Below are 14,739 nucleotides of genomic sequence, written 5' to 3'. Positions count from 1 at the left end.
ATTATCAAGTTGAATTTCAGCTAAAGAGGGAGTTAATATGAAAATTATTGATGCACATATTCACTTTTCAGATATTTTATCTTTTCATCAAACAGCAAGAGAGCAATCTTTTGTTGATTACTCATATAATGGCTATATAGAAGAATTTAATAAAGCTAATGTCGTTCTTAGTATTGCGATGGGGGTTACGGAAACGCCTGAAATGGGTTTTCCTGATTATCACGCGCAGACGCCAATGGGACTTGATCTAGCAAGGTCTCTTCCTAATCAAATCGTCTATTGTCCAGGAATTAACCCATATGATCTCAATAAAGAGGCCATATTAAGACTTGAGTCAGAGATTCAGAAGCCAAGTGTTGTTGGGATGAAAATTTATTTAGGCTACTATCCTTTTTATGCGGATGATGAAGTGTATAAGCCTGTTTATCGTTTGGCAGAAAAATATAGTCTGCCAATTGTATTTCATACTGGCGACACTTATTCGGAAAGAGGACTATTAAAGTATGCCCATCCTTTAACGATTGATGAAGTTGCTGTAATGCATCGCAATGTTACGTTTATGATGGCTCATTTTGGTGATCCTTGGACATTAACAGGGGCAGAGATCATTTATAAAAATCCAAATGTTTATGCCGATTTATCTGGTCTCCTTGTTGGTCCAGAAGAGGAACTTATAAGCAAAAGTGAAGGCAGGTTTTTAGATCATTTAAGACATGCGCTTACTTTTTCCGATTCCTATCATAAATTGCTGTTTGGGACAGATTGGCCGCTCGTTCCCGTTGGACCATATATTGAATTTATAAAAAAACTGATCCCGGAAGAGCATCATGAGGACGTGTTTTATAATACAGCAATAAAGGTTTTTCCAAAAATCAAACCATTTTTGCTGCAATCAAGTTTAGCTCAGAAGGTCTGATTTTGAATGAAGCCCAAGGTTTTCGTGAAAGGGGCTGGTGTTTTAGCCAACCTCTTTCAACTTTTTACATAAATAAAAATTAGGGGGAAAAATATTGGCTAAAATAGCATGGGTTACAGACAGTACTGCCTATTTAGAAAAGCAGCTGCTTAATCATCCTGATGTTTACGCGATACCGGTTACAATTTTACTAGACGAGGAAGAATTTTTAGAGGTGGATTTAACGCCTGCCCAGTTATATGAACGTTTAAAAACATTAAAAAATCCGCCAAAAACATCACAGCCTTCAATTGGCGCATTTAAAGATTTATATGAAAAGCTTGGTGAAAAGTATGATGTGATTTTCTCTGTTCATATTTCTAGCAAACTGAGCGGAACTGCTTCTTCAAGTGAACAGGCTGCACAGCTTGTTGATGCAAAGGTAATAACAATTGATTCGAAGGTGCTTACTTATCCATTAACCCGTATTGTGAAAAAGGGGATTGAGTTAGCCGAATCAGGTATGGAGCCAGAAGAAATCAAATTACGCTTGGAAAGTTTACGTGAAACAAATGAGACTTATGTACGAATCGGCAGTCTCGAACAGCTTCATAGAAGCGGCAGAATGTCTGGAGTGCAATTTTTTCTTGGAAGTATGCTGAATATTATTCCAATCATTGCAATCGTTGATGGGGCACTTAGCACAAATGAAAAGGTAAGAAGTGACAGAAAAGCGAAGGATAAAATGATTCAGCTTTTAAGAAAATCTCATCAGCAAAAACCAATTAAAGAAGCTTACTTGCTGTATGGATTACACGAATCAGAAGCGGTAAAGTGGAAGGATGAGCTAATTGTAGAGTTCCCTGAAATTGCATTTGAGCCGTATCCACTTGGTGCTGCCATTGGTGTACATGCAGGAGAAAACACGCTTGGTATTAGCTGGTTTAATGGATTAGATTTTGATTAAATAAAAAGCTGGCCCAGAGAAGGAGCAATTACTCTCGGGTCAGCTTTTTTTATGAAAATTATTGTTTTCCTAAATTTTGAAGATGTGATAAATTTATCAGCCCATCAATATTGTTGCTCGGAATATAGCCAGCTTCTTTGCTGATGTCGGCCATTTCTTGAATTACTTGTTCGTTCACATTAGTCGTTACTTGCAGTCTACTGAAAGCGGCAGCTGTTTCTTCCTTATTAATCTCTTTCCCTGTTAAATCTTTAATATGCTTGATGACTAATTCTTGTGCTTTTTCTGGGTTATCTTGAATAAACGCAACCGCTTTTTTATGTGCATTTAAATAAGCTTGAACTAGCTCTTTATTTTCTAAAAATTCGTTAGTTACTGCGACAACTGTATTTGTTGACTCTTTGCCCCAAGCAAACTGGTCCCAGTTAAGCAATAGCTTTCCATTTGCCTGCGTTTCTAGAAAATAACCCCACGGTTCTTGAGTTGCTGCGGCATCTACAGAATTTTGGACGAATAGTGTAGCTGTATCTGCTGGAGCAGCTGCAAAGAGTTCAACTGTTCCGCCGTTGGTTGTTGTATTCAGGTTAACTTCCTTCAGTGCCTTTCTTAACATGACATCCTGTGTACTTCCAATGACCGGAATAGCTACTCTTTTTCCATCAAGGTCTGAAAGCTTCTCGATACCGCTTCCTTCATTGGCTACAAGCACTGCTCCGCCATTTACAGCACCGGATATAATATGGAATTTAGGGTTTTTTACATAAAAGTTAAGAAGAGGACCAGGTCCAACCGTTCCTACATCGATTGCTTTTGTTGTCATGGCTTCCATAAACAAACCGCCATTGCTTACTGTTTTCGTTTCAATATTGACATTCTCTCCAAACTCTTCATTAAAGTATTGATTTTCAAGAGCAACGATTGTAGCAATATGAGTCAAATTAGGGAAGTAGCCAATTTTGACAGTCTGATCTTCGGAATTTGTATTTGCTTCTTTTCCGTTCTGTGTGCATGCACTTAGTAGACCTATTAATAAAAAGGTGCTTACAGCAATAATAATTTTCTTCAACTCATTCCAACCCCTTATTCTCAATTTAGTTGTTAATTCATTCCCCATTTTGTCTGCACCGATCGTTCTAGACGGACAAATACAATGTTATCCATGATCGTTCCAATAATAGCAATCACAATCATAACTGATATTACAAGGTCCATTTGTCCAAGGGACCTTCCTGTTTCTAAAAGTTTTCCAAGTCCACCGCCTGCTCCAAGCAATTCTCCAGCCATTAATGCTCTCCAGGAAAAAGCCCATGCAATTCGTAGTCCTGAAAGTAACTGAGGAACAGAGGCAGGCAAGATGACCGTCCGGATAAAATGAAAGCCTGATGATCCAAATGTTCTAGCCACTCGCTGATATAGCTTTGGCACATTTTTAAAACCGCTTGTCGCACTGATCGTCATTGTCCATGTTGCACCAATTGTAACAATGAATAGAATGGCAAAATCATTGAGTCCGAACCAGATAATAGCAAGCGGAAACCATACGATGCTTGGGATCGACTGAAGCGCCGTCACTAAAAAACCAAGTGTATCTTCAACAATTTTAAACTTCCAGATTAAATAACCCATTGTTGTTCCTAAAATAATGGCAATCAAGAAGCCAACTAAAATTCTGCTGATACTTACGCCAACGGCAGCAGTAATTTGACCATTAATAATTCCGCTAATCAATGTTTCGAAAATTTGCGTAAGCGGTGGAAACATAAATGCGGGGAGACCTGAAAATCTAGATGTGATTTCCCAAATCGCCGCTATGATCGCGATGAAGCCGATCCGCCTTAAAGCTGTAGTCATCACCCATTTCCTCCTTCAGCACTTTTTCTATTTCCTCTTCTAAAATCGATAAGATTCTTTGTTCGGAATGTAATGTTACACTGTCTGGCATGACTCCATCTTTAGCCGACTGAACCGTAATGATTTCTTTTACTTTTCCCGGTCGTGTGGCAAACACGATGACTTTTTCCGAAAGTAATACAGCTTCGCGAATATTATGAGTGATAAAAAGAATCGTCACTTTTGTTTTACGCCAGATGTCAAGCAGTTCCTTATGAAGGACCATCCTCGTTTGTTCATCAAGAGCGGAAAAAGGTTCATCCATTAGTAATATATCAGGCTCCATCACGAGTGCGCGTGCAATAGCAACTCTTTGCTTCATCCCGCCGGAAAGCTGATGGGGATAGGAATCGGTATAGCGGCTCAAATGAACCATTTTTAATATTGCAAGTGCCTTCGCTTCTGCTTGTTTTTTCGGGATTTTTTTTAGAAGCAAACCGTAAGTTACGTTTTCTAGTACGGTCAGCCATGGAAATAAACCAGCCTCTTGAAAAACAACTACTCTGTCCGGTCCAGGAAGATTTACATTTTTTCCATCCATTTTGATTTCACCATCATCTGCTTGTTCCAGCCCTGCAATTAAATAAAGCAATGTTGATTTTCCACAGCCAGAAGGACCTACAATCGAATTAAAACTTCCTTTTTCAATCTTTAAATCTATGTTATCTAAAACTTTGATTTTATCATTCTTTTCATTAGTAAAACTTTTACTAATGTTATCGATTGTTAAGTACATGACTTCACCTCAACTTATCATAATTATTCGCATGAAATTAATCGGATTTAGGTGTAAAGAAAATAGGATGAACAGTACATCCTATTATTAAAAATCAAAGAGGTCACTTGATAAATATCGTTCACCTGTATCTGGAGCGATACAAACAACGGTTTCTGCTGGTGTTAATCTTTCTGCAACCTTAAGGGCTGAAAATACGGATGCGCCGCCTGAGGGACCAAGTAATATCCCTTCTAGGGCAGCAAGCTTTCTTACCGTTTCATATGCTTCTTCATCTTTTATCTGAAAAATTTCATCGTACACTGACGTATTTAAAATGGGAGGAACGAAGCCTGGGCTCGTGCCAACTAGCTTATGTTTGCCAGGTTCTCCCCCTGACAATACTGGAGACCCCGCGGGCTCTACAACATGTACCGTTATAGAAGGATCATATTTTTTTAATTCCTCACCTGTACCTGTAATCGTTCCACCCGTCCCCGAAGTTCCAATAAACGCTGCCAGCTTCTTCCCGTTTTCTTCCATGGCCTTAATGATTTCGATTGCAGTTGTCCTTCGGTGAATATTAGGGTTTGCTTCGTTTTCAAACTGCATCGGAACAAAGCTGTTAGGAGTGAAAGCGGCAATTTCTCGAGCTTTTTTAATAGCCCCTGGCATTTTTTCATCACTAGGTGTAAGTACCACTTCAGCTCCGTAAGCTTTTAGAATATTAATTCTCTCTGCAGTCGCTGAGTCTGGCATAACAATAACCGACCGATAACCTCTGGCAGCCGCGTTCATCGCAAGACCGATTCCTGTATTTCCTGAAGTCGGCTCAATAATGGTTGCACCTCTTTTCAGCAGCCCAGCATTTTCTGCTTCGACAATCATATTGTAAGCTGCCCGGTCTTTTACGCTGCGGCTTGGATTGAAATACTCGAGTTTTACATAAACCTCTGCCCCATCTTTGGAAGGCAGTCTATTTAATCTAACTAACGGGGTTTCTCCAATTAATTCGGCTATATTCTTTACGACCTTCATCGTTTCACCTTCATTCGTATTTTGAATATTATCATTTTTTATATATTACCAGATTAATATCTCATTAACCATACCTTTTTACTGAGAATTAAGCAATATTGTTTTATTGTATGCTGGGCTGCGTAATTTTTTAACTATCTCATTCCTTCATGGTAAAATGGTTCTTGATGATAATTGAAGGTGGAGTTGTTATGGAGGCTGTTATACAAAAAACAGAACACTTTGTAAGAGATCTTCTTGGTGATGACTGTACAGGTCATGATTGGTTTCATATTGAAAGGGTTCGCAGAAATGCTTTATATATATGTGAAAAGGAAAATATTGGTGACCGATTTATTATTGAAATGGCTGCCTTGCTTCATGACGTTCCTGATGAGAAACTAAACTCTTCTAAAGAAGAAGGAGAGAGGAAGCTATTTGAATTTCTTAGATCACTTGAATTTGAACAAAATATGCGAGATCAAATGATTGAGATTATTGGTTCAATTTCTTTTAAAGGCGGAAAAAAAACAGAATTAACAAGTGTTGAAGCTAAAATTGTGCAGGATGCCGACAGATTAGATGCAATTGGCGCAATTGGAATTGCAAGAACCTTTGCCTTCGGTGGGAAAAAGGGTCAGCTAATCTATTCTCCGGATATTCAGGTAAGAGAGGCAATGACAGAAGAGGAATATCGAAAAGGGAAGTCAACGTCCATTCATCATTTTTACGAAAAGCTGTTAAAGCTGAAAGATTTGATGAACACGGAAACAGCAAAGGAAATAGCGGAAAAACGTCATCAATTGATGGAAATCTATCTTGAAGAATTTTTTAATGAATGGAATGGTCAATCATGAAAATGATTTCAGTTGAAAATATAACTAAAACATACGGTGAAAAGGAGCTTTTTAACGATATCTCATTTACAATTTCGGAAAAAGACAGAGTTGGTTTAATAGGTGTAAATGGGACAGGGAAGTCATCCTTGCTGAAAATTGTAGCAGGAGTGGATTTGTCCGATTCTGGAGAAATTATGGCACCGAAGGATTATACGATCTCTTATTCTGAACAAGAACCTAATTTGGATCCCCATATGACTGTTTTAGATCAAGTTTTTGCAGGGGATGCGCCAGTTCTTGTATTGTTACGGGAATATGAGCAGGCACTAATTCAAATGAACAGAGAACCCGAGAATCAGGGATATCAAGAAAAGCTATTCCAGCTGCAAAAACGAATGGATGCGTTGAATGCTTGGGACGCTAACACAAATGCAAAATCTATTTTAACAAAGCTTGGAATTGAAGATTTTAATAAAAAAATTGGCGAGCTATCTGGCGGACAGAAGAAAAGGGTAGCCCTTGCGCAAAGCTTAATTCAATCACCGGATTTGCTTATTCTCGATGAACCGACAAATCATCTTGATTATGATTCCGTTAAATGGCTAGAGGAATATTTAGGCAGATATCAAGGTGCCTTATTGTTAGTTACCCATGATCGCTATTTTCTCGACCGGGTGACGAACAGAATGTTTGAGCTAGAGGGCGGAAAACTATATAGCTATAAAGGGAATTATGCGGCTTTTTTAGAAGCGAAAGCGATTCGCGAAGAAAATGAGGCTGCAACAATTGAAAAGCAAAAAAATCTTTATAGAAGAGAATTAGAATGGATAAGAAGGGGAGCAAAGGCAAGAACAACGAAGCAAAAGGCGAGAATTCAAAGATTTGAGAGCTTAGATAATGAGCTTGCGTCTGTTAAATCATCCGAAAAGCTCGATATGTCATTAAGCGGCAGCAGACTGGGGAAGCAGGTCTTTGAATTAAAATCTGCTTCTAAGAAATATGGAAATCAAATCATTTTAGATGATTTTGATTTGCTAGTGAAGCCGGGAGATCGGATCGGAATCATCGGAAAAAATGGCTCTGGAAAATCAACGCTTATGAATGTTTTAGCTGGAAAAATCCCATTGGATTCTGGTGAGGTTATTATCGGCCAGACTGTGAAAATCGCTTATTATACACAGGAAAGCGAAGACATGGATGAAAATAAGCGAATGATTGAATATTTAAAGGAAACTGCGCAGGTTGTCGAAACATCGGACGGGAAGACCATCTCCGCGGCACAAATGCTGGAAAGATTTTTATTTCCTTCATATACTCACGGGACACCAATCAGAAAGCTCTCTGGTGGAGAAAAACGCCGGCTTTATTTATTGAAAATATTAATGTCTGAGCCGAATGTATTGCTTCTCGATGAACCGACAAATAATTTGGATACACAAACTTTAACGGTTTTAGAGGATTATCTCGAAGATTTTCCTGGTGTTGTTATTACCGTATCCCATGATCGTTATTTTCTCGACAAAGTAGCTGATCAGCTTCTCATCTTAAATGGGAATGGGCTTATTGGTTCCTTCTATGGGAACTACTCCGAATATCTGGAAAAGGAAGCTGAGAAAAGCAATATTCAAGAAAAATCGGCTACCCCAGTACAGAAGGAAAGGGAAAAACCGAAAAAGAAAAAGCTAAGCTATAATGAGCAAAGAGAATGGGACGGAATTGAAGACACGATTGCTGGGGTTGAAGCCCGATTAGAGGAAATTGCTGAAGAAATGGCTAACACGGGCAGCGATTTTGAAAAAGCTCAAAAGCTGATGGACGAGGAAGCAGAATTAAATGAAAAACTTGAACATTTGATTGAGCGGTGGACTTATCTTTCTGAGCTTGTAGACTAATAGATAATAATGAACAAATAGGTAGTACGCAGTCGAAGCTTGAAAATACTGCTTTTTCACCACTTTATGTTAATATAAGTGTAGTTAACATGCTGATTATAGTGTAAAGGGTGATTTTGCCGTGAAAATATTATCAATTGAACCAACTCCAAGTCCGAATACGATGAAGGTTATTTTGGATGAAGAGCTGCCAATGGGGAAAAGCAATAATTATAAAAAAGAAAAATATGAAGGCGCGCCAAAAGTGATTGAAGATATCCTGAAGATAGATGGAGTAAAAGGTGTTTATCACGTAGCTGATTTTTTAGCCGTAGAAAGAAATGCTAAATTTGATTGGAAAGAAATACTTCCTCAAGTTAGAATGGCTTTCGGTGAATCTGCGGAAGCGGAAAATAATGATGGACCGAAGACGAATGACCACTTTGGTGAAATCAAAGTATTTGTGCAAAAATATAAAGAGATCCCAATGCAAGTGAAGCTGACAGATGGAACGGAAGAAAGACGCTTTGGATTGCCTGATTTGTTTATGAAGGCCCTTTCGGGAGCACAGTCAAAAGAGGATAATGTTGTATTAGTCCGTAAATGGGTAGAAGTCGGAGTTCGTTACGGCGAATTTGATCAAGTTGGGAAAGAGGTTGTTGAAGAGTTAATGGCAGCCTATCCCGATAGCCGGCTTAACCTGTTAGTTGAGCAAGCTAAAAATCCTGAAAAAAGCAATCAAAAGCTTGTTCGCAATCTAATTAAAATTAATCTTAAAGATTTAGAGGATCCTGATTGGCGCACTCGTTACCAAAAGCTTGAGCAAATGGATGATCCTGAACTTTCTGATTTGCCAGTTTTGGAAAAAGCATTACAGGATGAAAAGGCTTCAATTAGAAGATTAGCAACCGTTTATTTAGGAATGATTGAAGATAAACAAGTCCTTCCGTTGCTCTATAAAGCATTAAAAGACAAAACTGTCACTGTAAGAAGAACAGCAGGTGACTGTCTTTCTGATTTAGGCTTTAAAGAAGCCATGCCTGAAATGATGGAAGCTTTAACGGATAGCAGTAAACTTGTTCGCTGGCGTGCAGCGATGTTCCTTTATGAGGTTGGAGATGAAACGGCTCTCCCTGCACTAAATGCAGCTGAAAATGATTCGGAATTTGAGGTCAGTATGCAAATTAAGCTAGCTATCGAAAGAATTGAGCAAGGAGAAGAAGCGAAGGGTTCTGTTTGGAAGCAAATGACAGAATCGAGAAAGAATTAATTTTATTTATTAGTTCTTTTTGAAAAATAGCATAGATTATAGTATCGTATTCATATTAAATGATGAACGGGAGATGTTTATAAGATGTCAATGGCTTATGAAGAATATATGAAGCAAATGGTAAAACCGATGAGACAAGAGCTTGTACAGGCAGGATTCAAAGAATTATTGTCAGCTGAAGAGGTTGAACAATTCATAGAAAATGTTGAAGGAACGACACTTGTCGTAGTCAACTCTGTTTGCGGCTGTGCAGCGGGTCTTGCCCGTCCAGCAGCAACTCAAGCTGTGCTAAGAACGGAGAAAAGGCCTGATCATTTAATAACTGTTTTCGCTGGCCAGGAAAAAGATGCGACTGCAAAAATGAGAGAATACTTTGAAGGCTTAGAGCCATCTTCTCCATCTATGGCTTTATTAAAGGGAAAAGAAGTCGTTCACTTTATTCATCGTCATGATATTGAGGATCATTCCATGGAAACGATTATGGAAAACCTTCTTTCAGCATTTGAAGCCAATTGTTAAATATGGATTGACTAGGATGTCTTTTGACGTCCTTTTCTTTTTAGATACAGGTGACTAAAATGATAATTACAACAGCCGGAAGAACAAATGAATATATGACAGCTTACGCAATCAACATAGCAAGCGAACTGGAGAGTAAGTATGTGGAAAGAAAAAAGCGTTCAGTCTCGGCTATTCAAGAGATTGAAGAGGGTGATTGTATCGTAGTTGGGAAGGAAAGGCTTGAACTTTATCCATATGGTGAGAAGGAGCCTTTCTTTTTTCATCCAAATTCAGCCATGTTCCGAATTAAGCGGATAATGAAAGGAGAGCCTGATCCTTTTATTGAGGCAGCGTCCATTTATTCAGGGAAAACAGTTCTCGACTGTACACTAGGACTTGCATCAGATAGTATCGTAGCAAGCTTCGTTGCAGGGGAGGAAGGAAAAGTAACAGGAATAGAAGCAAATCCTTTTTTGGCATATATGGTTAATAAGGGGCTGAAATCTTGGGATTCGGAAATACCGATAATGAACGAAGCTATGAACCGAATAGAGGTTGTGAATATGTCCTCCCTCTCTTATCTTGAAAGTCTTCCTGACAATTGCTATGACATCGTTTATTTCGATCCGATGTTTGAAGAGCATATTCTAGAATCGGATGGCATAAAGGCTTTAAGCCGATTTGCAGTCTATGAGGATATTACACAGAAATTAATAGATGAAGCTCTAAGAGTGGCAAAAGATCGAATAGTGTTGAAGGATCATTTTAGAAGCTCAAGATTCGAAAAGTTTAATTTTGATGTAATAATAAGAAAATCATCCAAGTTTCATTTTGGAGTGATAAAAAAGCTTGATGATCAACAAAAAGGAAGGAGTATTTAATAAATCTACTCCTTCCTCTTTATTCTGTCATTAATCTGCGATAGCTAAATAAACGAAATACCCTAACATAATAAAAATTATGAATGTGATTACAAGAGACAAATCCATAGGAGTATCCCCTTTCACTATTATTACATTAAGTTATATGTATTTTTCAGTAAACTATACCCGCAAATACAAATGTTGAAAAAACCCAGCTAATGTGCAAATAACCTAAAAATCGTACATAATTCTGGATTATTGTGCAAACTATCCACGAATCGTGCATCTTGCAGAAGTTAAATGCATCTCTCGGAATTCTAGTTTATTTAGAAATAATTCAATCCAACTATCAAAAAAAAATAAAAAAGTGAAACCATTTTTTCCTTTTCATCGTAAAAGAAAGTATAATAGAATAATAGCATTGATACCGTATAAATAGAGAGGGAACGAAGATGAAAATAACAATGGCAGAGAGAATGAATTCTTTTCAGGAAAGTATCTTTTCTGAATTAGCTTATTATAAGAAATTAAAGCTTTCCGAAGGACAGGAAATGGTTGATTTAAGTGTGGGAAGTCCGGATACACCGCCACCTGCAATTGTGACGGAAACGATTGCTGAGTTAGCGAAGAACCCAAATTTATATGGTTATTCGATGAAAGGGACAGATGATTTTCACAAAGCAGTGTGTACTTATTATGACCGACGCTTTCGTGTATCGCTTGATCCTAATCTAGAGGTTTCGCTTTTAATGGGGTCTCAAGACGGCTTAGTCCATTTTCCAATGGTGCTTTGTAATCCAGGAGACTATGTACTCGTACCCGACCCAGGTTACACTGCATATGAAACTGGGGTGAGTATGGCAGGAGCAAAATTATATCCGATGCCATTAAAAAAGGAAAATCAATTTCTTCCTGATTTTTCTGAAATTCCAGAGGAGATCAGTGAAAAAGCAAAATTAATGATCTTGAATTTTCCAGGAAACCCTGTTCCGGCAATGGGGACGCAAGCTTTCTTTGAAGAGGCCATTGCCTATGCAAAAAAATACAATATCGTTATTTTGCATGATTTTGCCTATTCTGAGCTTTATTATGAAGAGCAGCCAATCAGCTTTTTATCAGTTGACGGGGCAATGGAAGTCGGCATTGAGATGAATTCATTATCAAAAAGCTTTAATATGGCTGGCTGCAGAATTGCCTATGCAGCTGGAAATCGAGAAATTATTTCTATGCTTGCTAATTTTAAATCCAATGTGGATTACGGTGTATTTTTTCCGATCCAAGCTGCGGCTGCAAAGGCATTAAGGGATGAATCTCAGTTCTTAAGTGATCTTCGTGCGATCTATAAGAATAGAAGAGATGTTCTTGTGAACGGCTTACGTGAAATTGGCTGGAATGTAAGTGAGCCTAAAGCATCCATGTTTGTCTGGGCAGAAGTTCCTTCATCCTTTACATCTAAGGACTTTGCTATTGAATTAATCAATCGTGCAAATGTCGTTGTGACTCCTGGAAACGCATTTGGGTCTTGGGGAGAGGGCTATGTGCGAATTGCACTCGTACAATCAGAAGATATGTTAAAGAGAGCAGTAAGCAATATTAAGCAGTCAGGGATATTAGAAGCAGTAACGAATTAGTAACGGTTGGAGGGTTTAATCTATGCCTAATTGGCTTCGTAAATCACTCGTTGTCATGGTAACCATTTTAACATTTGGTTTGGTTACACCATCACAAGCTTTTCTTTATGAACATTCCAATGCAGTAAAAACGCCAAAAAAGGATATTTTTGATGCCTTATCAGAAAATAAAAATGTAATAAATAATCCGGCATTGGCTGATGAGCATGTTGGGTATATTAGTAAAGAGGATTTTATTAGGCAGATGCTTATGGAAGCTGAAGCTCAATCCTTTACGAAGTTCGGGGCACGGATTAAACCAGTCATCGAAAATGAATTTACTGAAGTAATATTACCTAATATTGAAAAGGCTATTCAAAACGTTGCAGAACAGTATCCTGAAGAAGAGTTAGCCTATTTAACAGTAACTGAAAGGCCAGGTAAAGGCCACTCAGAAAAGATTTTTAATATTACTAATGATAAAACTAACGAAGATGTTATCCGTTTTCATGTTAGAAGAGATCAGCCACCCCAACAAGGCTACTGGTTTAACTTTCATTACCACACACATCATGACCAATTTCAAGCACATCATGAGCTCGGGAGTATTTATTGGGATAAAAATACCCCGCCAAAATGGATGAGTTGAAAAAACACAAAAACTTTATAGTTAATTGAAACCTTTTTGCAAAAGCAACGTAAATAAAACATATTCTATTTATCGGAGGTATTAAAATTATGGCAGTAAGTTTATCAAAAGGGCAAAAAGTAGATTTAACAAAAACAAATCCTGGACTATCAAAGGTAGTTGTAGGCTTAGGATGGGATGTAAATAAATATGACGGCGGCAATGACTTTGACCTGGACACTTCAGTTTTCCTGCTTGGGGATAATGGAAAAGTAGCATCTGATAGTGATTTTATTTTTTATAACAATACGACTGGCGGAAATGGTTCTGTTGTACATACAGGTGATAACCGTACAGGTGATGGCGATGGAGACGATGAGCAGGTAAAAATTAATTTAGCCAGTGTGCCGGCTAATGTTCAGCGCATCACATTCACCATTACTATCCATGATGGGGAAGCACGCAATCAAAACTTTGGGCAAGTTTCCAACGCCTATGCTCGGATAATAAGCGAAGATTCAGGTGAGGAGCTTATCCGCTATGATTTAGGAGAAGACTTCTCAATTGAAACTGCCCTTGTTGTAGGTGAACTATACAGACATAATGGCGAGTGGAAATTCAATGCAATTGGAAGCGGCTATCAAGGCGGTCTTGCTGCATTAGCAAAAGATTTCGGCTTACAGGTTGGCTAGAAAAGCGGAACCTCGAACCCCTAGGCGCTATAGCTAGACATTGAAAAATAAAAACTCCATTGAAATATTTACCAATGGATATGCTGGTAGTTCATTCCTTTTGTTAAAAGGCTGTATACTGCATATCCTTTAATAAGATAAAATATGTATAATCCTACACATAAAAACTAGACATTTTCAGGAGGAACAATCAAGAATGACGATATTAGAAGGTATTCTACACACCTATTCCCAGTTTTTCAATTGGGAAATGTGGGTTGAAGTTTTATCAAATCCAGTAAGCTGGGGATTAATTGGAACACTTGTTATTTTAGAAGGGCTTTTATCTGCAGATAATGCACTAGTACTTGCTGTAATGGTAAAGCATTTACCAGAAAAGCAACGTAAGAAAGCACTTTTTTACGGATTACTTGGGGCTTATATTTTTCGCTTTATCGCAATTGGAATCGGAGTTTTCCTCATCAAGCTATGGTGGGTAAAAATATTAGGTGCCGGATATCTTGCTTGGTTGGCCATTAAATACTTTATAGATAAAAAGAAAGAAGCTGAGTCAGAGGAAGATGAAATTGAAGGAATGAACCAGAGCGGTTTATTAATTCGTCTCTTCGGTACATTCTGGGGTACTGTAATTGCTGTCGAATTAATGGATATTGCTTTCTCCGTTGACAGTGTATTAGCAGCCTTCGGAGTCAGCCAGGAAATCTGGGTTTTATTATTAGGTGGAATGCTTGGTGTTTTAATGATGCGTGGGATCGCAGGAGTATTCCTAAAGCTTATTGATCGAGTGCCAGAATTGGAAACATCAGCTTATGTTCTTATATTGATTATCTCTGTGAAAATGCTATTGGGTGTTGCTGGCATTCACATTGATCATATTTATTTCTTTATTATTTTACTTATTACATTTGCGGCTACTTTCGTTGTTCATTTTATGAATAAGAAGAAAGAAGCAGCAGCTGGAGAAAAATAAATTACTATATA

Annotated in this window: 15 protein-coding genes; 11 read left to right on the top strand and 4 right to left on the bottom strand. The window is 38.1% G+C overall.

Going from position 1 to position 14,739, the window contains the following annotated elements; genetic code table 11:
- The first annotated feature begins 37 nt into the window (after window positions 1–37).
- Complete coding sequence (locus RRV45_RS13515) at window positions 38–916, top strand: amidohydrolase family protein (RefSeq protein WP_315665217.1); 879 nt, start codon at window positions 38–40, stop codon at window positions 914–916.
- Between the two features lie 94 nt (window positions 917–1,010).
- A complete protein-coding gene (locus tag RRV45_RS13510) occupies window positions 1,011–1,862 on the top strand; it encodes a DegV family protein (protein ID WP_315665216.1) in 852 nt (283 codons plus the stop codon).
- Window positions 1,863–1,920: 58 nt separating this feature from the next.
- On the opposite strand, the gene RRV45_RS13505 is transcribed toward RRV45_RS13510, so the two are convergent.
- From RRV45_RS13505 to cysK, 4 genes are all read right to left on the bottom strand, one after another.
- Window positions 1,921–2,976 carry an ABC transporter substrate-binding protein gene (locus tag RRV45_RS13505; protein ID WP_315665215.1) on the bottom strand — a complete coding sequence of 352 codons (1,056 nt, stop codon included), beginning with the start codon at window positions 2,974–2,976 and terminating at the stop codon, window positions 1,921–1,923.
- Complete coding sequence (locus tag RRV45_RS13500; protein ID WP_315665214.1) at window positions 2,961–3,713, bottom strand: ABC transporter permease; 753 nt, start codon at window positions 3,711–3,713, stop codon at window positions 2,961–2,963. Before RRV45_RS13500 ends, RRV45_RS13505 begins: the two co-directional genes overlap by 16 nt.
- Window positions 3,646–4,488 carry an ABC transporter ATP-binding protein gene (locus RRV45_RS13495; RefSeq protein WP_315665213.1) on the bottom strand — a complete coding sequence of 281 codons (843 nt, stop codon included), beginning with the start codon at window positions 4,486–4,488 and terminating at the stop codon, window positions 3,646–3,648. The genes RRV45_RS13500 and RRV45_RS13495 overlap by 68 nt, the downstream gene beginning before the upstream one ends.
- Before the next feature lie 87 nt (window positions 4,489–4,575).
- A complete protein-coding gene (cysK, locus tag RRV45_RS13490) occupies window positions 4,576–5,505 on the bottom strand; it encodes a cysteine synthase A (RefSeq protein WP_315665212.1) in 930 nt (309 codons plus the stop codon).
- Between the two features lie 191 nt (window positions 5,506–5,696).
- Here cysK and RRV45_RS13485 point away from each other — a divergent pair, with 191 nt between their 5' ends.
- The 9 genes from RRV45_RS13485 (at window position 5,697) to RRV45_RS13445 (ending at window position 14,728) form a co-directional block, all read left to right on the top strand.
- Entirely contained in the window at window positions 5,697–6,341 is a 645-nt protein-coding gene (locus RRV45_RS13485; RefSeq protein ID WP_315665211.1) for an HD domain-containing protein, read from the top strand.
- Complete coding sequence (locus RRV45_RS13480; protein ID WP_315665210.1) at window positions 6,338–8,215, top strand: ABC-F family ATP-binding cassette domain-containing protein; 1,878 nt, start codon at window positions 6,338–6,340, stop codon at window positions 8,213–8,215. The genes RRV45_RS13485 and RRV45_RS13480 overlap by 4 nt, the downstream gene beginning before the upstream one ends.
- A gap of 121 nt (window positions 8,216–8,336) precedes the next feature.
- Window positions 8,337–9,464 carry a conserved virulence factor C family protein gene (locus RRV45_RS13475; protein ID WP_315665209.1) on the top strand — a complete coding sequence of 376 codons (1,128 nt, stop codon included), beginning with the start codon at window positions 8,337–8,339 and terminating at the stop codon, window positions 9,462–9,464.
- Window positions 9,465–9,548: 84 nt separating this feature from the next.
- Window positions 9,549–9,983, top strand: coding sequence for a BrxA/BrxB family bacilliredoxin (locus RRV45_RS13470; RefSeq protein ID WP_315665208.1), 435 nt, complete (start codon window positions 9,549–9,551; stop codon window positions 9,981–9,983).
- Between the two features lie 59 nt (window positions 9,984–10,042).
- The gene (locus tag RRV45_RS13465) at window positions 10,043–10,846 is read left to right on the top strand and encodes a class I SAM-dependent methyltransferase (protein WP_315665207.1); all 804 of its coding nucleotides are present in this window, start codon (window positions 10,043–10,045) and stop codon (window positions 10,844–10,846) included.
- Window positions 10,847–11,280: 434 nt separating this feature from the next.
- Entirely contained in the window at window positions 11,281–12,459 is a 1,179-nt protein-coding gene (locus RRV45_RS13460) for an LL-diaminopimelate aminotransferase (RefSeq protein WP_315665206.1), read from the top strand.
- Window positions 12,460–12,481: 22 nt separating this feature from the next.
- On the top strand, window positions 12,482–13,087 hold the full coding sequence (locus RRV45_RS13455; protein WP_315665205.1) for a YpjP family protein: 606 nt from the start codon (window positions 12,482–12,484) through the stop codon (window positions 13,085–13,087).
- An 89-nt stretch (window positions 13,088–13,176) separates the two neighbouring features.
- Window positions 13,177–13,758 (top strand): TerD family protein, encoded by a 582-nt coding sequence (locus RRV45_RS13450; protein WP_315665204.1) that lies wholly within the window; start codon window positions 13,177–13,179, stop codon window positions 13,756–13,758.
- Between the two features lie 196 nt (window positions 13,759–13,954).
- Window positions 13,955–14,728, top strand: a complete 774-nt coding sequence (locus RRV45_RS13445) for a TerC family protein (RefSeq protein ID WP_315665203.1) — start codon at window positions 13,955–13,957, stop codon at window positions 14,726–14,728.
- The last annotated feature ends 11 nt before the right edge of the window (window positions 14,729–14,739 follow it).

This window comes from Bacillus sp. DTU_2020_1000418_1_SI_GHA_SEK_038 (assembly GCF_032341175.1).
GTDB lineage: Bacteria > Bacillota > Bacilli > Bacillales > Cytobacillaceae > Cytobacillus.
This window is presented reverse-complemented; position numbering and strand designations above follow the sequence as displayed.

Bases quoted from the DNA above. Each gene is read 5' to 3' on its own strand.
- RRV45_RS13515 (WP_315665217.1), top strand. From the start codon at position 38: ATGAAAATTATTGATGCACATATTCACTTTTCAGATATTTTATCTTTT.
- RRV45_RS13455 (WP_315665205.1), top strand. From the start codon at position 12,482: ATGCCTAATTGGCTTCGTAAATCACTCGTTGTCATGGTAACCATTTTA.
- RRV45_RS13480 (WP_315665210.1), top strand. From the start codon at position 6,338: ATGAAAATGATTTCAGTTGAAAATATAACTAAAACATACGGTGAAAAG.
- RRV45_RS13465 (WP_315665207.1), top strand. From the start codon at position 10,043: ATGATAATTACAACAGCCGGAAGAACAAATGAATATATGACAGCTTAC.
- RRV45_RS13460 (WP_315665206.1), top strand. From the start codon at position 11,281: ATGAAAATAACAATGGCAGAGAGAATGAATTCTTTTCAGGAAAGTATC.
- cysK (WP_315665212.1), bottom strand. From the start codon at position 5,505: ATGAAGGTCGTAAAGAATATAGCCGAATTAATTGGAGAAACCCCGTTA.
- RRV45_RS13505 (WP_315665215.1), bottom strand. From the start codon at position 2,976: ATGGGGAATGAATTAACAACTAAATTGAGAATAAGGGGTTGGAATGAG.
- RRV45_RS13500 (WP_315665214.1), bottom strand. From the start codon at position 3,713: ATGACTACAGCTTTAAGGCGGATCGGCTTCATCGCGATCATAGCGGCG.
- RRV45_RS13485 (WP_315665211.1), top strand. From the start codon at position 5,697: ATGGAGGCTGTTATACAAAAAACAGAACACTTTGTAAGAGATCTTCTT.
- RRV45_RS13445 (WP_315665203.1), top strand. From the start codon at position 13,955: ATGACGATATTAGAAGGTATTCTACACACCTATTCCCAGTTTTTCAAT.
- RRV45_RS13470 (WP_315665208.1), top strand. From the start codon at position 9,549: ATGTCAATGGCTTATGAAGAATATATGAAGCAAATGGTAAAACCGATG.
- RRV45_RS13450 (WP_315665204.1), top strand. From the start codon at position 13,177: ATGGCAGTAAGTTTATCAAAAGGGCAAAAAGTAGATTTAACAAAAACA.
- RRV45_RS13495 (WP_315665213.1), bottom strand. From the start codon at position 4,488: ATGTACTTAACAATCGATAACATTAGTAAAAGTTTTACTAATGAAAAG.